A 19,634-nucleotide genomic window follows, 5' to 3' on the forward strand; every position below is an offset into this window, starting at 1 on the left:
GAAGAAACCCTTATGGCATAAGGGGGCAAGGTCGCCAGAGTTTAACTTTGGCGACCCCTAAATTACGCTTTATGACGGTTATCAGGCAGGAATATGGTCAATATCCCCAGAAGTGGCAGGAAAGCACAGATTTTGTAGACCAGGAAGATGCTGGTGTGATCTGCAACCATGCCCAACACCGCCGCACCAAGGCCGCCCATGCCGAAGGCAAATCCGAAAAAGAGCCCGGAAACCATACCGATACGCCCCGGTAACAGCTCCTGTGCGTAGACCAGAATGGCCGAGAAGGCAGAGGCCAGAATAAAACCAATAATGACGGTCAAAATCCCCGTCCACTCCAGGCTTGCGTAGGGCAAAATAAGCGTGAAGGGTGCAACACCGAGGATTGAGCCCCAAATCACATATTTACGCCCGATTTTGTCACCGACAGGCCCGCCAATCACCGTTCCTGCTGCCACCGCAAACAGGAAGGCAAACAGGTGGAACTGCGCGTTTTGTACCGATAATCCGAATTTTTGCATCAGATAAAAGGTGTAATAGCTGCTGATGCTCGCCATATAGAAGTATTTCGAGAAAATCAGCACCAGCAGCACGCTTACGGCCAGGATAACCTTGTTACGGGGAAGGGGATTGATAACCTTTGCTACAGGTTTGCCCTTGTTCACGCGATGCTGCGCGGCATACCAGCGGCTGATTTGCGCCAGTACCACAATCGCCAGCAGCGCGGCCAGCACAAACCACGCCACGTTGCCTTTGCCGTATGGAGCGATGATCACCGCGGCCAGCAGTGGGCCGAGGGAACTGCCAAAGTTACCGCCTACCTGGAACAGGGACTGCGCCAGCCCGTGACGACCACCGGAGGCCATACGCGCCACGCGGGAGGATTCCGGATGGAAGACGGACGAGCCTGTCCCCACCAGCGCGGCGGCGATAAGCACCGCTTCAAAGCTGCCCGCCATTGCCAGCAGCACCAGCCCGCTCAAGGTGAAGCACATGCCAATGGGGAGCGACCACGGCATTGGGTATTTATCCGTCCAGTAACCGACCACCGGCTGCAGCAGCGAGGAGGCCATCTGGAAGGTGAGGGTGATCATCCCAATCTGTACGAAGGTTAACGAGAACTCGGACTGCAGCAGCGGGTAGATTGCCAGGATCAGCGACTGGATCATGTCGTTGAGCAGGTGCGAGAGACTGATTGCGCCTAAAACTTTAAAGGAAGTGCGCGATTTTGGCGACGACGCCGGAGCGCCCGGGACGGGCTGGGTTGATTCACTGATTGCCATAAATACCACGTCGATTTGTTATGAGAAATGCAAGGTGTAATTATTATCCGACTAACATACCCGTCCGTGACATTTGAAGAAAGTCGCAATTCTGAAAACTTATTTGTCTATTCTTGTGAGTCACTGTAATTTTTGCGTTTGTCTATTGGTCAGGGAGAGAGATGATGAAGTTAATGAAGCGTGGCGTCGCGCTGGCGTTGATAGCGGCCTGGGGGCTGACTAGCCTGCCCGCACAGGCGTATGAAAAAGACAAAACCTATAAAATTACCATTCTGCATACCAACGATCACCACGGTCATTTCTGGCGCAGTGAATACGGGGAATATGGCCTGTCGGCGCAAAAAACGCTGGTTGACGGTATTCGCAAAGAGGTCGCCGCAGAAGGCGGTAGCGTGCTGCTGCTCTCGGGTGGGGATATCAATACCGGCGTGCCGGAATCTGATTTACAGGATGCCGAGCCTGACTTTCGCGGCATGAATCTGATTGGCTACGACGCGATGGCCGTGGGTAACCATGAATTCGATAACCCGCTGAGCGTGCTGCGCCAGCAGGAGAAGTGGTCTAAATTCCCGTTCCTCTCTGCCAATATTTATCAGAAAAGCACCGGCGAACGCCTGTTTAAACCCTGGGCGCTGTTTAAGCGTCAGGACTTAAAAATTGCGGTCATTGGCCTCACTACCGACGACACGGCCAAAATAGGTAACCCGGAGTTCTTCACCGATATCGAATTCCGCAAACCGGCAGATGAAGCGAAGCTGGTGATTCAGGAATTGCAGCAGAACGAAAAACCGGACGTGATTATCGCCACCACCCACATGGGGCACTACGACAACGGCGCGCACGGCTCCAATGCGCCGGGCGACGTCGAGATGGCGCGCAGCCTGCCTGCGGGCTCGCTGGCAATGATTGTGGGCGGTCACTCACAGGATCCAGTGTGTATGGCGTCCGAGAATAAAAAGCAGGTGGACTACGTGCCGGGCACGCCGTGCGCGCCGGACCGTCAAAACGGTATCTGGATCGTACAGGCCCACGAGTGGGGTAAATACGTGGGGCGTGCAGATTTCGAGTTCCGTAACGGCGAGATGAAGCTGGTCCACTATCAGCTTATCCCGGTCAACCTGAAGAAGAAGGTGACTTACCCGGACGGGAAAAGTGAGCGCGTACTCTACACGCCTGAGATTGCTGAAAACCAGCAGATGCTCTCCCTGCTGACGCCGTTCCAGAACAAAGGCAAGGCGCAGCTGGACGTGAAAATTGGTACGCTCAATGGCCGCCTGGAAGGGGACCGCAGCAAAGTCCGCTTCGTGCAGACCAACATGGGCCATCTGGTGCTGGCGGCGCAAATAGCGCGCACTGGCGCTGACTTTGGCGTAATGAGCGGCGGCGGCATTCGTGATTCCATCGAAGGTGGAAACATCACCTATAAAGACGTGCTGAAGGTACAGCCGTTCGGCAACGTGGTGGTGTATGCGGATATGAGCGGGAAAGAGGTGATTGACTACCTCACCGCCGTGGCGCAGATGAAGCCGGACTCGGGCGCCTACCCGCAGTTTGCTAACGTGAGTTTTGTCGCGAAAGACGGCAAGCTTAACGATCTGAAGATCAAGGGCGAGCCGGTTGACCCGGCCAAAACGTACCGTCTGGCAACGTTAAGCTTTAACGCCACGGGAGGCGACGGCTATCCGCATATTGATAATAAACCGGGCTATGTGAATACCGGCTTTATCGACGCGGAAGTGCTGAAGCAGTTCATCGAGCAGAATTCACCGATTGACGTGAATGCGTACGAGCCGAAAGGTGAGGTGAGCTGGCAGTAGTGCGGTTGTTTTGCCCGGTGGCGCTGCGCTTACCGGGCCTACGGGGGCAAAATGTAGGCCGGGTAAGGCGTAGCCGCCACCCGGCTTTTCTTTTACTCCCGGCGCGCAATATCCGCAAACTTCGCGTCCAGCATTTTCGCCAGATCGCCCGCGGCCAGTTCGATATCCAGCCCGCGCTTGCCGCCCGAAATATAGATCGTCTCGAATTCCTGCGAAGGTGCATCGATCAGCGTCGGCAGCCGTTTTTTCTGCCCGAGCGGGCTGATCCCGCCCACCAGATATCCGGTAGTGCGTTGCGCAACCATCGGATCCGCCATATCGACCTTTTTTGCCCCCAGCGCTTTGGCGACCTTTTTCAGATCCAGCTGCCCGGCGACGGGCGTTACCGCCACGGCGAGATGTTTCATATCACCGTTCACCGCGACCAGCAGCGTTTTATAGACCTGGTCAGCGTTCAGCCCCAGCTTGCGCACCACTTCATCACCAAAATTGGTTTCATTCGGATCGTGATCGTAAGTATGGATCCGGAAAGAGATTTTGTTTTTTTCGAGTAATTTAACGGCGGGAGTCATAGCTATCCTTCTTACGACAGACATTTTATGCCAACAGCATACGCCTGACGTTTGTCTAAAAAATAGCACCATCTTGCGCAATAGTATTGGCAGTGATGGTCACTTTGAGCGACAATCGGCTCAGCCGAAGGTCTCCTTCGGTATAATAAAAACGATGAAATTCCTCTTTGACGGGCCAATAGAAATATTGGCCATTTTTTTATTTCAGCAGCGACGGCAGATTCCCTTCCCCATACAAATGCAACGCGCCGACCGCGACGACATACCGCCCGGCAGGCAGGGCATGCAGCGTTTCTCGCCACGCCTGATTGCGCGCGTTCATCAGCACATCATACAGCGATTCACTGAACGTTGACGGCAGCACAAGCTTACTGTCCGTCGGCGGCGCATCCAGCCACCAGCCAATCATGGTTTGCAGCAGACGGGCATTGGTGTGCCAGTGGGTCAGGGTGTCATCCAGCAGGATCAGACCGTCATCGGGAAGCTGCCGCAGCAGACCGATCTGGCTGTCCGTGCCTTCCAGTTCAATGATCGGGAGATTGCGCGCTCTTGCCGTATTCAGCAGCTGATAATCAATGCCGTAATCACCGCGCAAGCCCAGACGCTGTGCCTGCGTCGCCTGCAACACCATGGCAATTTGCCAGAGCGGAAGGGTGTCCAGCATGGCGAGCGATACACCGGTTTCATCCGCGAGCCGCGTCAGTTCGGTAAGCTGGGCTTCGCTGAGACGTTCCGCAAGAGGACGGTCGCTCTCCAGACCCGCAAAGGGGGATTCATGGCCCGAAATATCCGCCTCGACGACCAGCGCGTCGGCATTCTTCAGCAGTTTTATCAGGCCAGCGGGCAGCGGGGACATATCCTGCGTCCCCATATGGATGCTTCCTACAAGGTGCAGGTGTTGCCCGCCCGGAAGTGAGATATCCATACCGGGCCAGGCATAACGTCGGGGAAAGAGGGCGCGAAACGATGCTTTTATACGATTAAACAGACTCATACGCGCTCCATGACCGAAAGGATCATGCTAGCGCGTACGAGAACAAGGTTCAATCTTTCGGTTTAAACCGCAGCAGACGGTTGGCGTTGCTCACCACGGTAATGGAGGAGAGCGCCATTGCCGCCCCGGCAACCACCGGGTTCAGCAGCGCGCCCGTCAGCGGCCATAAAATCCCGGCGGCAATCGGAATGCCGAAGACGTTATAAATAAATGCCCCGAGCAGGTTCTGCTTCATGTTGCGCAACGTGGCCTTCGAAATCGCCAGCGCATCCGCAACGCCCATCAGGCTGTGGCGCATCAGGGTAATGGCCGCCGTTTCAATCGCGACATCGCTCCCGCCGCCCATGGCAATACCCACTTCTGCCTGCGCCAGCGCCGGTGCGTCGTTAATACCGTCACCGATCATGGCCACCTGACGGCCCTGACTTTGCAGGTTCTTGATGGCATCCGCTTTACCATCCGGCAGTACGCCCGCAATGACGTCATCAATACCCGCCTCTTTGGCGATGGCGTTGGCCGTTGTTGGGTTATCCCCGGTCAGCATCACCAGACGATAGCCCGCACGGTGCAGACGTTTTAATGCATCCACGCTGTCCTGGCGCAGGGGATCGCGCACCGACAACAGGGCGACGGCTTTACCGTCTACAGCGAGCAGTACGGGCGTTGCGCCCTGTGATGCCTGAGCAATCAGTTCGCCTTCCAGCGATGAAGTATCAATTCCGTTTTCATTGAGCAGCGCCTGATTCCCCAGCAGCAGCGTGTGGCCGTCGGCTTCGCCGCTCACCCCGAGCCCGCGCAGGGTGCGGAAGTTACTGACCTGCGGCAGGGTAGCGTCACTGGCTTTATCGAGAATGGCGCGGGCCAGCGGGTGGCTGGACCCTTGCTCCAGCGCGGCGGCGAGACGCAGCGCGTCAGCCTCTGAGAAGCCAAGAGTATGCACCGCCACGACCTGCGGTTTCCCTTCGGTCAGCGTACCGGTTTTGTCAAAGACCAGCGTGTCCAGGGTGCTTGCACGCTGCAGGGCATCGGCATCACGCACCAGCACGCCAAACTCGGCGGCACGTCCGACGCCGGAGATGATCGACATCGGCGTCGCCAGGCCAAGGGCACACGGACAGGCGATGATCAGCACCGTGGTGGCAATCACCAGGGTATAGACGATTTGCGGTGCTGGCCCAAAGAAATACCAGATTGCCGCACTCAGCAGGGCAATACAGACCACCACCGGAACAAAAACGGCGGAGATTTTATCGGCAAGTTTGCCGATTTCGGGCTTACTGCTCTGTGCCTGGCGCACCATGCGGATAATACGCGACAGCGTGGTGTGGCTGCCGACCGCACTGGCGCGGAACAGCACGCTGCCGTCCTGGACGACCGTGCCTGCATGCACGTTATCGTCCTGGGATTTTTGCTGCGGGATCGGTTCCCCGGTCAGCATGGCTTCATCGAACCAGGCTTCGCCCTGGAGAATTGCGCCGTCAACCGGAACGCGATCGCCCGTCGTCAGGCGCAGCGTCATGCCGGGCTGCACGTCAGCCAGCGGGACGCTTTTTTCACCCTCGTCGGTCACCACGCGTGTCGTCGGCGGGGTTAAATCAAGCAATCTTTCCAGCGCCTTCGAGGAGCGCTGACGGGCGCGGGCTTCGAGCATGTGGCCTAAGTTAATCAGGCCGATAATCATCGCGCTCGCTTCATAATAGAGATGCCGCGCTTCCATCGGGAACCACTGCGGCCAGACGTTCACGCTCATGGAATAGAGCCACGCTGCGCCGGTCCCGAGCGCTACCAGCGTATCCATCGTCGCGGTGCGGTTTTTCAGGCTCTTCCAGGCGCTGGTATAGAAATGTCCGCCTGCAAAGACCATCACGGCGAGCGTGATCGCACCAATCCCCAGCCACAGCGTGCGGTTGTCGTCGGTGACCATCATGTTGTCACCGATCATGCCCCACACCATCACCGGGATACCCACCAGCAGCGCAACGATGGCCTGCCAGCGGAAGCGTTTCATGGTGGCGACAGCCGTTTCCTGCTGGCGCTCGCGGCGTTTGATGTCATCTTCAATCGCTTCCGCGCCGTAGCCCGCTTTCTCTACGGCCTGGACTAAATCTGCGGCGGAGGCGCTGCCCATCACCAGCGCAGTGCGCTCCGCGAGGTTTACCCGTGCCTGTGCGACGCCCGGTACGGCCTGCAATGCATTTTGTACCCGGGAGACGCAACTGGCGCAGCTCATGCCGTTGATCAGCAGCTGTTGGCTGTCGTCAATATCATCCGCTACCGGAAGCTCAGGAGTGGCCGCTGTCAGTGCTTCCGACGGGGATGATGACTCTGCCAGCGGTTTAGCCTTTGGGTGGCTTAACTCCGCCCCGTAACCGGCCTGCTTGATGGTATCGATCAGCGCATCCGCGCTGGCGCTGCCGATCACGGCGGCATGATCGATAGTCACGTCAGCGCTTTCAACGTCAGGACGCTGTTCCAGGCTTTCTTTAACGCGTTTGACACAGTGGCCGCAGGAGAGGCCGTCCAGCGTCAGGTCGATAGTGTGAGACATAACAAAACTCCCGTATAATGTTCTGGTCAATTGTTGACCTTCACTCTGCTTTTCGCTAACTGTTATCAAGGTTAAACCTTCCATCAAGGGGAAGGTCAAGGGGGAAATGTGAATATCAGTGACGTTGCGAAAAAAACCGGCTTAACCAGCAAAGCGATTCGCTTTTACGAAGAGAAAGGGCTGGTCACGCCGCCGCTGCGCAGTGAAAACGGCTACCGCAGCTACACGCAGCTGCATCTTGATGAACTGACGCTGCTGCGCCAGGCAAGACAGGTGGGGTTTAATCTGGAAGAGTGCGGCGAGCTGGTTAACCTGTTTAACGATCCGAAGCGCCACAGCGCCGATGTGAAAAAGCGCACGCTAGAAAAAGTGGCGGAGATTGAACGCCACATTGTAGAACTGCAGGCGATGCGCGAACAGCTTCTGGGGCTGGCGGACTCATGCCCGGGCGATGACAGCGCCGATTGCCCGATTATCGACAACCTTGCTGGCTGCTGTCACCGTAAGGCGCATGCTTAACAGGCTTTCACCCGCAGGGTAATGCCTTCCACCGCAATGACCTCGACCTGAGTACCGGCGCTGAGGTCATCGTCGGCTACCACCGGCCACGAGCTGTCGCCCACCCGCATGTGCCCGCGTCCGTTCACCAGTGCGCTGTCGAGCGTAAAACGCTTGCCGACAATCTGCTGCCCGCGCTGATTAAGGTGGGCGTCTGCCGGTTTCTGATCTTTCACCTGCCGATTCAGCCAGCGCCACCACAGCCACGCGGCCACCAGCGTGAGCACTGCAAACAGTGCACCCTGCCACTCCCAGCCGACAGGCAGCAGCCAGACGACCAGCCCGGTAATGACTGCGGCAACGCCGCTCCAGAGCAGGTAGCCGTTGCCGCCCAGCATCTCCGCCGCCAGCAGTAAGCCTCCGAGGCTTAGCCAGAAGGCATGAGGATGTGCAACGATCAGCTCAATCATTTTTTACGCTCGTTTCCACTGTCTTTGATCAGCTCGGCAATACCGGCAATCGACCCCATCAGGCTGCTGGCATCCAGCGGCATCATCACCACTTTACTGTTGTTCGCGGAGCCGATCTCTTTCAGCGCATCGGTATATTTTTGCGCGACGAAGTAGTTCACGGCCTGGATATCACCGGCGGCAATCGCCTCGGACACCATCTGCGTCGCACGGGCTTCCGCTTCTGCCGAACGTTCGCGCGCTTCCGCCTGTAAAAATGCGGACTGACGATCGCCCTCGGCTTTCAGGATCTGCGACTGTTTTTCCCCTTCCGCTTTGAGGATCTCGGCCTGACGCACCCCTTCGGCTTCCAGAATGTAGGCTCGCTTGGTTCGTTCGGCTTTCATCTGGGCGTTCATGGAGGCGATCAGTTCAGCCGGTGGGCGCACGTCGCGGATCTCAATACGGGTGACTTTGATCCCCCACGGATTCGTCGCTTCATCGACAATGTGCAGCAGGCGGGTATTGATGCTGTCGCGCTGAGAGAGCATTTCGTCCAGCTCCATGGAGCCGAGCACGGTACGGATGTTGGTCATCGTCAGGTTGACGATCGCCAGCTCCAGGTTGCTCACTTCATAAGCCGCTTTAGGCGCATCAATCACCTGAATAAAGCAGACGGCGTCGATGGTGACGTTGGCGTTGTCTTTAGAGATGATCTCCTGAGAAGGAATATCCAGCACCTGCTCCATCATGTTGATCTTACGACCAATGCGGTCCATGAAGGGAACAATCAGGCTCAGGCCCGGCTGCAGCGTATTGGTATAGCGGCCGAAGCGTTCTACGGTCCACTGATAACCCTGAGGAACAATTTTGACGCCTGCGCCGACAATGACCAGCGCAACAAAAATAAGGACGGGAACAACGATGAGCATAAAACCTCCTGTTTTGAATGCTGTGATGAGAAAAGTGCGTGTTTATTGTTCGTAAGTATATCGGCTATCAGGGGGAAATTCGCCCCTGTAAAGAGGTGGGAGACGGATTATTGAGGTAAGCCCTGCAGGATGGCAGGGCTTGAAGGATTAATTTACGGAATGGGAGTAGGTGAAATCGGCAATAAAGCTATCACTGGCCTCGGCGATGGCTTTTGATAATCCCTGATAGTAGTTTTCCAACCCGATAGCTTCTATTTGCTGTATTTGTTCGCGAATCGGGGCGCAGAAAAGCACTGAGTTACCTGCTTCAACACGCTTGTTGTTTGGCGGGAGATCGCCTGCGATAGCTTTAAACCAGGTTCTGATCCCCTGTTTTAAGGCATGTGGGGCTTTTGACAGGTTATCCATTCCGGTCAGCACCTGTAATGTCGGGAATTCATTAGCAAGAACGGCAGTTTTCATCCGCTCAAAGAACTGGCTGAACAGCTCGAACGAGCCAAGGTCCATCACGCGCGGTTTGGTCGTTTTTCCGTTCTTGTTACCAATTTTACTTGCTGAAGGGGCCGTGGCAGGCATCGCATTGGCTTTTTCCAGTTCCAGCCCGAATAACAGATTACAGTGTGCGCGGCGCTCTTTTAGAGGGTATGACATCAGCACATCGATAAATTGGGTGGCTTTCACGTCAGCCAGATCGTGGTTGATGAGCCACTGCGTGCGAGAAAATTCGGCTGGAGAGACGAACCAGTCAGGCACCTCGTTAAAACGTTTTGACTTCCCTTTGCCATCAAACTCCAGGAACTGTGTCCCGTTGTCGAAGGCGAAATAGCAATTTTTGAAGCTGCCGATGGTGGTATTTACGATGAGGGCTTTCTTAACAAAGTCGACAACTTCTGCACCGATGACAAAACTTGTGAGTTCTGAAGAATTGATGACTTCCATTAATGTTTCTACATCAGGAACGCCTGGCTTCAGCGAAGAGAACTCATAAAAGATATGTGTCATGTTGCATACTTCCTATAGTTATAAGCGTGACAATTTGTCTGCGAAAAATTCTAACACCACTCATTGCAAGAGGCTATTAGCTCAGGGTGCGGTAACTCAGGCAAGATCACAAATGGAAGATTTATATTACTTTCAATGTCAACATGTCAAAAACAGTTGACATTTCAGTGACTGATTTATATACAGAAGTGTCTGCTTCCCATTCTGAGTAAGTGAATACTTCAAGTACATTTAACTATGAGTGTTAGCAGCAATAAAAAAGCCGCCTGAGCGGCGGCTTTGGTGTAGAGATCAATAAGAAAATGTGTACAGGTTAGATTTTCAACATTTCCAAAAGATATCTTCTACTGGAATTAGAAATCTCCCGAAATGCCGGCGCCTGCCATCCATCCACTGTCGAAAGAGGTGGATGCCTGCATATTCACGGCAACGTGGCTTGTCAGGCCTTTTTGAAGCCCGCCCGCCAGTGCTGCACCGTCGCCATTAGCGGTTCCGGTAGATAATGCCCATGAGTTGTCGGAATGGTAGTGGAGGCTCGACATCGCTGCCGCGTTGTTCAGGCCACGCTTCAGCTCGTCGCGAGTATCATCAATCTCTTTTGCGTTACGATCGATGGCTTTGCTGTTGCCATCAATTCGTTGGCTATTGCTCTGGATCCGCTGACTATTGTTGTCGATACGCTGACTATTATCCGCAACCTGACGGCTATTTGCCTGGCTAACGTAGTAGCTATTAACCTGATTGATAGCGACTACATTGTAGGTTGAGCCAGCGGTCTGGCTGGTGGTGGTACTCTTTGGTGCGACAGCTGTAGCGGTTTGCTTTGCTGTATTGTCAGCTTTGCTGATCATGACAATGCCCGACGTAGGGTGCGTGGTTGGGTCGATAATAGTCACGCTACTCTTGTACGGCGTTTGCGGATTGATTACAGCATTTTTCGGCAGACCTGGAGAAAGGGTTGTTGGCTGCGTTTTCGTCACCACAATTTGTGTCGTCATATTTGTTGGTGCGGCAGTGAGTACATTTTTTTTATTCGGGACATTTTGAGAGATCGGTCCCGGGGTGTTCATCGGCTGCGGAATGGCGGTGGAGACCAGCTTCTGCGGCGTGGCCTGCGGGACAGCAACCGGGGCTTTCATGGGCTGCGGAATGGCAGTGGAGACCAGCTTCTGCGGGATCGCCTGCGGGACAACAACCGGGGTTTTCACTGGCTGCGGAATGGCGGTGGAAACCAGCTTCTGCGGCGTGGCCTGCGGAATTGCGACCGGGGCTTTCATGGGCTGCGGAATGGCGGTGGAGACCAGCTTCTGCGGCGTGGCCTGCGGGATCGCAACCGGGGTTTTCATTGGCTGCGGAATGGCGGTGGAAACCAGCTTCTGCGGCGTGGCCTGCGGGATGGCAACCGGGGCCTTCATTGGCTGCGGAATGGCAGTGGAGACCAGCTTCTGCGGCGTGGCCTGCGGGACAGCAACCGGGGCCTTCATCGGCTGCGGAATGGCGGTGGAGACCAGCTTCTGCGGGATCGCCTGCGGGATGGCAACCGGGGCTTTCATCGGCTGCGGAATGGCGGTGGAGACCAGCTTCTGCGGGATCGCCTGCGGGATGGCAACCGGGGCTATCACTGGCTGCGGAATGGCGGTGGAGATCAGCTTCTGCGGCGTGGCCTGCGGGATGGCGACCGGGGTTTTCATCGGTGGAGATATCTTCTGAGGAACCGTCTGTGAAGCTGGAACCGGTGTTGGCGTGAGATTTTTGAATGCAAGGCGCGCAGCTGCAAGTGTTGCCCTGCTATCCTTTGCCGCCTGACGCGCCTTCTGGATTTGATCTATCGCATCGCTGTGTGCCGTTGCTGCCGCAGCGGCTTCTTTTGAAAGAACGCCGTACGTATCCATCGCATTGTTCATCGCGACGTCAGTTGTATGTTCGTTACTTAAAGCGCTTCGGTAAGTCTTTTCCGCAAAACGGGAAGCTACGCTCGCCATTTTCAAATTGGCCTCGGCTTGTTCCAGAGTGATTGCACTGGCTGCTGGCACAATGCAAAGAGCAACGGCAGAGGCCAAAAATTTAACGGTGGTTTTCATCTTTAATTTCCAGACGGTAATGTTGTGTTGATTCACATCAGAAATGTATTCTGACGATTCAAAGTGAATGAGTTCTCGTAGGCTTTTATTGAGGCTTTCAGACATTCTTGTGTCTTATTTTTGAATGATTCTAGAGTGTGTAAAAGTGTGTGGTTTTGATTTAAATCATTAACTAGTGTTCGATAAGTCATCATTTAATCATTTTAAATCTTTATGAAGACTTACTGTTTCGAATGAAAATTGCGCTTTTTATGCTCGTAAATGTGATTTATGGCGATTTTTTACTCCTGAATGTAGTTGGGTTAACGTTACTGGAGAGAAATTTGGGGAATGAGAAAATAAATCAATGTTTACATTGAGTCTTTGTTAAGTCTTTATGTGGCAATCAAAAGGAAGAATATGAACAATCAAAGCGATATATTGCAGATCAGGGATGTGGGCTTTACGGTGGGGGAAAATACTATTCTTAAAAACGTCAACTTTTGCCTCTCGCCGGGTGAATTCAAACTCATCACCGGTCCCTCGGGCTGCGGTAAAAGCACGTTATTAAAAATTGTGGCCTCGCTGCTCAGTTCGACGGAAGGCACCATTATCTTTGAAGGAAAAAATATCGCGACGCTTTCGCCGGAGAGCTATCGGCAGCAAGTCTCTTATTGCGTGCAAACGCCAACGCTTTTTGGCGATACGGTTTACGATAACCTGATTTTCCCGTGGCAAATCCGCAGCAAAACCCCAGAGCCTGACAAATTTATCGCCGATTTAGCGCGGTTTGGGCTGCCGCAGGACACCCTGACGAAATCCATTAATACCTTGTCCGGCGGGGAAAAGCAGCGCGTGTCGCTGATCCGTAATCTGCAGTTCTTGCCGAAGGTGTTGCTGCTCGACGAGATCACCAGCGCGCTGGATGACGCGAACAAACGCAACGTCAACGACATTATTCATCGCTACGCCCGCGAGCAGAATATTGCCGTGCTGTGGGTAACGCATGATTCAAACGAAATAAGCCATGCGGATGATGTCATCACGCTTCAGCCACAGGGCGGAAAAATGCAGGAGGCCAACCGTGGGTGAGCATAATATTACCAATGAATCGCTGGCGTTTTCGATGGTGCTGGTATTGATTGCGATTGTGGTCAGCTACCGGGAAAAGCTAGGGCTGGAAAAAGACATTCTGTGGAGTATCTGCCGCGCGGTGATTCAGCTCATCATCGTTGGCTATGTGCTGAAGTACATTTTCAACGTCAACCATGCGGTACTGACCCTGCTGATGGTGCTGTTTATTTGCTTCAATGCCGCGTGGAATGCGCAAAAGCGCAGCAAGTATATCGATAAAGCGTTCGTCTCTTCGTTTATCGCCATCACGACCGGTACGGCGCTCACGCTGGCGGTTCTGGTGCTGTCGGGTTCCATTGAATTCACACCAATGCAGGTGATCCCGATTTCCGGCATGATTGCGGGGAACGCCATGGTTGCCGTGGGGCTGTGTTACAACAACCTCGGACAGCGTTTCAGCAGTGAACAGCAGCAGCTACAGGAGAAATTAAGCCTGGGGGCGACGCCTAAAGTAGCCTCGGCGCGGCTGATTCATGAGAGCATTCGCTCATCGCTGATCCCAACGGTAGATTCAGCCAAAACCGTGGGGCTGGTGAGTCTGCCGGGGATGATGTCGGGGCTGATATTTGCGGGGATCGATCCGGTAAAAGCGATTAAGTATCAGATTATGGTGACCTTTATGCTGCTCTCTACGGCAAGCCTGTCGACCATTATTGCTTGCTATTTAACCTACCGGAAGTTTTACAACGCGCGTCACCAGCTGGTGGTGACGCAGTTGAAAAGGTCGGAATAAACCGTCTTTTGTAGGCCCGGTAAGCGTTAGCGCCACCGGGCATTTTTTTGTTAGTAGAGCAACGCGTACAGCTGACGACGATACTTCGACGCCAGTGCGTCACCGGTGCCGAGCGCGGCCAGGATCTCCTGGAACATCTTACGTGCCTGGCCGTCTGCGGCGGCCAGATCTTTTTGCAGATGGCTGAACAGCAGCTCCAGCGCCTCTTCGTTACGCCCCACCTGGTGCAGCTGCAGCGCCAGCTGGCTTGCCAGCGCGGCATCGGCCGGGTTGTCGGCAACCTGCTGCTGCAGTTGCTGAATTTCCGGGGTGTCCGCCGCCTGTTTCAGCAGTTCGATCTGCGCAACCAGTCCCTGATAGCGGGTATCCTGATCCTGCATCGGGATAGTCTTCAGCACGGCTTCCGCGTCTTCTGAACGGTGCAGGGCGATCTGCGTTTCCGCCAGCAGCAGGCCGATCTGGCTGTTCTGATTCGACAGCTGCCACGCGTCTTTGAGCAGCGGCAGCGCCTCGTCGTATTTGCCTTCCTGCATCAGCGCCATGCCTTCCTGCGCTTTCAGCTCTTCTTCGCGCGGCAGGACTTTATCCAGGAGGGCGCGGATCGCCTCTTCCGGCTGCGGCCCCTGGAAGCCATCAACAGGCTGTCCATTCTGGAACAGATAGACGGTTGGAATGGCGCGCAGGCCAAACTGAGACGCCACCATCGGCTCGGCGTCACAGTCCAGCTTAGCGAGAATGAACTGACCATTGTATTGCGCGGCAAGGCTCTCCAGTACCGGCGTCAGCTGCAGACAGTGTTGGCTGCGTTCAGACCAGAAGTAGAACAGCACCGGTTTGGTCATCGACTGTTCCAGCGTCTGTTGCAGGTTTGCTTCAGTAATATTGACGATATTCTGTACGGACATGCGGCTTTCTCTTTTGTCGGTTTGTTCTTTACATGGGGATGAGCGGCGACGCTTCAACTCAGCCGTGTAAAATTTTGTCCATCATCCGGCCCGGCAGAAGGCGTTTTAGCCAGCCAACGGCATGGGTCACCAGCGTGACCGGATAACGCAGTTTGGGGTTATCGCTCTCAAAAGCATGGCGCACTTTGGCGACAACCGCTTCAGGACCTAACGTAAAGCGTGCGGCAATGCCGGGGTTTTCGACCGGTTTGTCCGACTGGGTCTGGTTAACGTTTTCGGTGAAGCGGGTGCGGATCGGGCCGGGTTCAATCAGGCTGACCTTGATGCCGCTGTGGCGCAGTTCCATGCGCAGGGCATCGGACCAGGCCTCCAGCGCATATTTGCTGGCAGCGTAGGCACCGCGGCCCGGGGTGGAAATCAGCCCCATTACCGAGGAGGTCATGACGATGCGTCCTTCACCGTGCGGGAGCATGGCGGGAAGCAGGCGCATGGTGAGCTGATGTACGCCGAAAAAGTTCGCGGAAAACTGTTGTTCAAGCTGTTCGCGCGTGATGGTCTCCAGCGGGCCGTACACGCCGAAGCCCGCATTATTGAACAGGCCGAACAGACGGTTATCGGTCAGGGCGATGACCTCATCCGCCGCGCGTTCTACGCTTTCCGGTGAGTCCAGATCCAGCAACACGCCGGTGAAGCCCATGCCGTTCATGCGTTCAACATCTTCAGGTTTGCGGCAGGGCCGCCAGCACCCGAAATCCCTGACGCTTCAACTCGAGCGCGCTTTCGAAGCCAATTCCGCTGGAACATCCTGTTATTAAGACCGATTTTTGCATAACTTTACCTGTCAGGAACTCCGCTGAATTACGAGTCATGTTTAACTAAAGGAGCCAGCCGGGTTGCCATCCAGTCGGCAATAAACGGCTGTGCATCGCGATTGGGATGAATACCGTCGTCTTGCATCCATTGGGGTTTCAGATAGACCTCTTCCATGAAAAATGGCAGTAGGGGAATATCAAACTCTTTGGCAAGCTTAGGGTAGATCGCGCTAAAAGCTTCATTATACCGACGGCCGTAGTTAGCCGGCAGGCGAATTTGCATCAGCAGCGGCTGGGCGTTCGCCGTTTTGATCTCCTGCAAAATGGTACGCAGGGTTTGCTCGGTTTGCTGAGGCTGGAAGCCGCGCAGGCCATCATTACCCCCTAGTTCGACCAGCACCCAGCGCGGCTGATGCTGTTTGAGCAGTGCGGGAAGGCGCGAAAGCCCCTGCTGGGAGGTATCGCCGCTGATGCTGCCGTTGACGACGGACGTTTGGGTCTGCCATTTGTCATTGAGTAACGCAGGCCAGGCCGCGCTGGCCGCCATGCGATAGCCTGCGCTCAGGCTGTCGCCCAGAATCAGTAACGTGTCCGCAGCCGCCGCGCGGAAGGTCATCAGAATCAAAAAAGGAAGGGCAAATGCCAGCGGAAAACAGTGTTGAAGTTCATCGTCTTAAGAAGTCCGTCGGTCAGGGAGAACACGAGCTGTCCATCCTCACCGGAGTTGAACTCGTTGTCAAACGCGCCGAAACCATCGCGCTGATCGGTGAATCCGGCTCCGGCAAGTCCACGCTGCTGGCGATTCTGGCCGGGCTGGACGACGGCAGCAGTGGGGAGGTCCACCTGGTCGGGCAGCCGCTGCACCAGCTGGATGAAGAGGCGCGTGCCGCGCTGCGCGCTCGCCATATCGGCTTTGTCTTCCAGTCCTTCATGCTGATCCCGACGCTGAACGCGCTGGAAAACGTGGAGCTGCCGGGGCTGCTGCGCGGTGAAAATACGCGTGAAAGTCGCGAACACGCCAAAGCCCTGCTGGAACAGCTTGGGCTGGGCAAACGCCTTGACCACCTTCCGGCGCAGCTTTCGGGCGGCGAGCAGCAGCGCGTAGCGCTGGCGCGCGCGTTTAACGGTCGCCCGGAAGTGCTGTTTGCCGATGAACCCACCGGTAACCTTGACCGTAAAACCGGAGACAAGATTGCCGATCTGCTGTTTTCGCTCAACCGCGAGCACGGCACCACGCTGATTCTGGTGACGCACGATCCGCAGTTGGCCGCCCGCTGCGACCGCCGCCTGCGCCTGGTGAACGGTATTCTTCAGGAGGAAGCATGATTGCCCGCTGGTTCTGGCGCGAGTGGCGCTCGCCCTCGCTGCTGATTGTCTGGCTGGCGTTAAGCCTTGCGGTGGCCTGCGTGCTGGCGCTCGGCAGCGTCAGTGACCGGATGGAAAAAGGGCTCAGCCAGCAAAGTCGGGAATTTATGGCGGGGGATAGAGCGCTGCAAAGTTCGCGCGCCGTTCCGCCTGGCTGGATTGAGGAAGCACGCAAGACCGGGCTGAAGGTGGGCGAGCAGATAAGCTTCCAGACCATGACCTTCGCAGGCGACACGCCGCAGCTGGCCAGCGTTAAAGCCGTCGATGATATCTACCCGATGTACGGTGAACTGGAGACCCGTCCGGCGGGATTAAAACCCGCGCCTGGCACGGTCCTGCTGGCACCGCGTCTGATGGCGCTGCTGAACCTGAAAACGGGTGACAGCATCGACGTCGGCGACGCGACGTTCAGGATTGCGGGAGAAGTGGTGCAGGAGCCGGACTCCGGCTTTAACCCGTTCCAGCTTGCGCCACGTTTGATGATGAATACCGCTGACGTGGCGAAAACCAACGCCGTGCAGCCGGGCAGCCGCGTCACCTGGCGCTACAAGTTTGGTGGCACGCCTGCGCAGCTTGATGCGTATGAAAAATGGCTCCTGCCGAAGCTCAAGCCGGAGCATCGCTGGTACGGGCTGGAGCAGGATGAAGGGGCGCTCGGCAAATCTCTTGAACGTTCTCAACAGTTCCTGTTGCTCTCGGCGCTGTTAACCCTGCTGCTTGCCATTGCGGCGGTTGCCGTGGCGATGGGGCACTACTGCCGCAGCCGCTACGACCTGGTGGCGATCCTCAAAACCCTCGGCGCGGGCCGGGCGCAGCTGCGCAAGCTGATCGTCGGCCAGTGGCTGATGGTGCTGGCGCTGTCTGCCATCACCGGCGGGGCCATCGGGCTGCTGTTTGAGAAGCTGCTGATGGTGCTGCTAAAGCCGGTACTCCCTGCCGCGCTGCCGCCCGCCAGCCTCTGGCCGTGGCTATGGGCAATCGGCGCGATGACGGTGATTTCGCTGCTGGTAGGGCTACGCCCGTACCGGCTGCTGCTCGCGACGCAGCCGCTGCGGGTGCTGCGTCAGGACGTGGTTGCCAGCGTCTGGCCGCTGAAGTTTTATCTGCCGATCATTTTTGCCGTGGCGGTTGGGCTGCTGGCCTGGCTGATGGGGGGCAGCACGCTGCTGTGGGCCGTACTGGCGGGGGCCGTGGTGCTGGCGCTGCTGTGCGGCGTGCTCGGCTGGCTGTTGCTCAACGTGCTGAGAAAGCTGACGGTGAAATCGCTGCCCGTGCGGCTGGCGGTCAACCGTCTGCTGCATCAGCCGTGGTCCACGCTCAGCCAGCTGTCGGCGTTTTCGCTGTCGTTTATGCTTCTTGCGCTGCTTTTAGTGCTGCGCGGCGATCTGCTGGATCGCTGGCAGCAGCAGCTTCCGCCGGAAAGCCCGAACTATTTCCTGATCAATATTGCCCCGGAACAGGTGACGCCGCTGAAGGGCTTCCTGTCGGAGCACCACATTATTCCTGAGTCGTTCTATCCCATCGTTCGCGCGCGCCTGACGCAGATCAACGGCCAGCCGACGGAAGGAAATAAAGATGAGTCGCTTAACCGCGAGCTGAACCTGACCTGGCAGGATAAACGTCCTGACCATAACCCGATTACCGCCGGAACCTGGCCGCCGAAAGCGGGGGAGGTGTCGATGGAAGAGGGGCTGGCGACGCGCCTGAACGTGAAGCTCGGGGACAGCGTGACCTTTACCGGCGATACGCAGGACTTCAGCGCCAAAGTGACCAGCCTGCGCAAGGTGGACTGGGAGAGCCTGCGGCCAAACTTCTTCTTCATCTTCCCGGCAGGGGCGCTGGACGGCCAGCCGCAGAGCTGGCTCACCAGCTTCCGCTGGGAGAACGGTAACGGCATGCTGACCCAGCTTAACCGAGAGTTCCCGACGGTCAGCCTGCTGGACATCGGCGCGATCCTGAAGCAGGTGGGGCAGGTGCTGGAGCAGGTGAGCCGCGCGCTGGAAGTCATGGTGGTGCTGGTGACGATCTGCGGCGTGCTGCTGTTGCTGGCGCAGGTGCAGGTGGGTATGCGTCAGCGTCATCAGGAGCTGGTGGTTTACCGCACGCTGGGGGCAAGCAAGCGGCTGCTGCGCGCCACGCTCTGGAGTGAATTTGCTCTGCTGGGGCTGGTGGCCGGTCTGGTGGCGGCGATAGGCGCGGAGACCGCGCTGGCGGTGCTCCAGACAAAGGTGTTCGACTTCCCGTGGGAGCCTGACTGGCGGCTGTGGTTGACGCTGCCCCTCTGCGGCGCAGTGCTGCTTTCACTCTGTGGCGGCTGGCTTGGCACGCGGTTATTAAAAGGCAAAGCGCTGTTCCGCCAGTTTGCCAGTTAGTTCACTTCCGTGATGATTGCGCACCGGTTTATATGCTGGTGCGTAATCACTTAATAGCACAAAGCGATAATAACCACCTGTTTAGTAGCACAAAACATTAAAAACCCGCCGACACAGCCCGTTTATTTCCAGTTAATATTCATCCGCTAAATATTTAG

Annotated in this window: 15 protein-coding genes and 2 pseudogenes; 6 read left to right on the forward strand and 11 right to left on the reverse strand. The window is 56.1% G+C overall.

Annotated elements, in window-relative coordinates; genetic code table 11:
* Positions 1–62: 62 nt before the first annotated feature.
* Positions 63–1,283: an MFS transporter gene (locus EXW94_RS18895; RefSeq protein WP_126815877.1), complete on the reverse strand. Its 1,221-nt coding sequence runs from the start codon at positions 1,281–1,283 to the stop codon at positions 63–65.
* Between the two features lie 164 nt (positions 1,284–1,447).
* On the opposite strand from EXW94_RS18895, the gene ushA reads away from it, so the two are divergent.
* Positions 1,448–3,100: a bifunctional UDP-sugar hydrolase/5'-nucleotidase UshA gene (ushA, locus tag EXW94_RS18900; RefSeq protein WP_010428206.1), complete on the forward strand. Its 1,653-nt coding sequence runs from the start codon at positions 1,448–1,450 to the stop codon at positions 3,098–3,100.
* A 92-nt stretch (positions 3,101–3,192) separates the two neighbouring features.
* Here the strand turns inward: ushA and ybaK are convergent, their stop codons facing one another.
* The 3 genes from ybaK to copA all read right to left on the reverse strand — a co-directional run bounded on the left by ybaK (position 3,193) and on the right by copA (position 7,214).
* Positions 3,193–3,672, reverse strand: a complete 480-nt coding sequence (gene ybaK / locus EXW94_RS18905; RefSeq protein ID WP_006809837.1) for a Cys-tRNA(Pro)/Cys-tRNA(Cys) deacylase YbaK — start codon at positions 3,670–3,672, stop codon at positions 3,193–3,195.
* Between the two features lie 199 nt (positions 3,673–3,871).
* Complete coding sequence (locus EXW94_RS18910; RefSeq protein ID WP_010428208.1) at positions 3,872–4,666, reverse strand: TraB/GumN family protein; 795 nt, start codon at positions 4,664–4,666, stop codon at positions 3,872–3,874.
* A 49-nt stretch (positions 4,667–4,715) separates the two neighbouring features.
* Complete coding sequence (gene copA / locus EXW94_RS18915; RefSeq protein WP_174340734.1) at positions 4,716–7,214, reverse strand: copper-exporting P-type ATPase CopA; 2,499 nt, start codon at positions 7,212–7,214, stop codon at positions 4,716–4,718.
* A gap of 108 nt (positions 7,215–7,322) precedes the next feature.
* Between copA and cueR the strand changes: the two genes are divergently transcribed.
* Positions 7,323–7,733 carry a Cu(I)-responsive transcriptional regulator gene (gene cueR, locus EXW94_RS18920; protein WP_010428217.1) on the forward strand — a complete coding sequence of 137 codons (411 nt, stop codon included), beginning with the start codon at positions 7,323–7,325 and terminating at the stop codon, positions 7,731–7,733.
* On the opposite strand, the gene EXW94_RS18925 is transcribed toward cueR, so the two are convergent.
* The 4 genes from EXW94_RS18925 to EXW94_RS18940 all read right to left on the reverse strand — a co-directional run bounded on the left by EXW94_RS18925 (position 7,730) and on the right by EXW94_RS18940 (position 12,176).
* Complete coding sequence (locus tag EXW94_RS18925; protein ID WP_042715721.1) at positions 7,730–8,182, reverse strand: NfeD family protein; 453 nt, start codon at positions 8,180–8,182, stop codon at positions 7,730–7,732. The two genes, cueR and EXW94_RS18925, sit on opposite strands and share 4 nt — an antisense overlap.
* A complete protein-coding gene (locus EXW94_RS18930; protein WP_042715719.1) occupies positions 8,179–9,093 on the reverse strand; it encodes an SPFH domain-containing protein in 915 nt (304 codons plus the stop codon). Before EXW94_RS18930 ends, EXW94_RS18925 begins: the two co-directional genes overlap by 4 nt.
* A gap of 147 nt (positions 9,094–9,240) precedes the next feature.
* The gene (locus tag EXW94_RS18935) at positions 9,241–10,095 is read right to left on the reverse strand and encodes a hypothetical protein (RefSeq protein WP_174340735.1); all 855 of its coding nucleotides are present in this window, start codon (positions 10,093–10,095) and stop codon (positions 9,241–9,243) included.
* Positions 10,096–10,448: 353 nt separating this feature from the next.
* Positions 10,449–12,176 (reverse strand): hypothetical protein, encoded by a 1,728-nt coding sequence (locus EXW94_RS18940; RefSeq protein WP_174340736.1) that lies wholly within the window; start codon positions 12,174–12,176, stop codon positions 10,449–10,451.
* 399 nt (positions 12,177–12,575) lie between these two features.
* Here EXW94_RS18940 and fetA point away from each other — a divergent pair, with 399 nt between their 5' ends.
* Both fetA and fetB read left to right on the forward strand, forming a co-directional pair.
* Complete coding sequence (gene fetA / locus EXW94_RS18945; protein ID WP_148400326.1) at positions 12,576–13,247, forward strand: iron efflux ABC transporter ATP-binding subunit FetA; 672 nt, start codon at positions 12,576–12,578, stop codon at positions 13,245–13,247.
* Positions 13,240–14,022 (forward strand): iron efflux ABC transporter permease subunit FetB, encoded by a 783-nt coding sequence (fetB, locus tag EXW94_RS18950; RefSeq protein WP_174340737.1) that lies wholly within the window; start codon positions 13,240–13,242, stop codon positions 14,020–14,022. Before fetA ends, fetB begins: the two co-directional genes overlap by 8 nt.
* A 50-nt stretch (positions 14,023–14,072) precedes the next feature.
* Here fetB and EXW94_RS18955 read toward each other — a convergent pair whose 3' ends face one another.
* The 3 genes and pseudogenes from EXW94_RS18955 to tesA all read right to left on the reverse strand — a co-directional run bounded on the left by EXW94_RS18955 (position 14,073) and on the right by tesA (position 16,408).
* Positions 14,073–14,927 carry a co-chaperone YbbN gene (locus EXW94_RS18955; RefSeq protein WP_108415744.1) on the reverse strand — a complete coding sequence of 285 codons (855 nt, stop codon included), beginning with the start codon at positions 14,925–14,927 and terminating at the stop codon, positions 14,073–14,075.
* Positions 14,928–14,985: 58 nt separating this feature from the next.
* A pseudogene (locus EXW94_RS18960) lies at positions 14,986–15,796 on the reverse strand (SDR family oxidoreductase).
* Positions 15,786–16,408 (reverse strand): annotated as a pseudogene (gene tesA, locus EXW94_RS18965) (multifunctional acyl-CoA thioesterase I/protease I/lysophospholipase L1). The pseudogenes EXW94_RS18960 and tesA overlap by 11 nt, the downstream one beginning before the upstream one ends.
* On the opposite strand from tesA, the gene ybbA reads away from it, so the two are divergent.
* A complete protein-coding gene (gene ybbA / locus EXW94_RS18970) occupies positions 16,379–17,065 on the forward strand; it encodes a putative ABC transporter ATP-binding protein YbbA (RefSeq protein WP_010428235.1) in 687 nt (228 codons plus the stop codon). The pseudogene tesA and the gene ybbA sit on opposite strands and share 30 nt — an antisense overlap.
* Positions 17,062–19,476, forward strand: a complete 2,415-nt coding sequence (gene ybbP, locus EXW94_RS18975; RefSeq protein ID WP_174340738.1) for a putative ABC transporter permease subunit YbbP — start codon at positions 17,062–17,064, stop codon at positions 19,474–19,476. The genes ybbA and ybbP overlap by 4 nt, the downstream gene beginning before the upstream one ends.
* Positions 19,477–19,634: the final 158 nt, after the last annotated feature.

It is taken from the genome of Enterobacter sp. JMULE2 (assembly GCF_013337145.1).
Taxonomy (GTDB): Bacteria; Pseudomonadota; Gammaproteobacteria; order Enterobacterales; family Enterobacteriaceae; genus Enterobacter; species Enterobacter mori.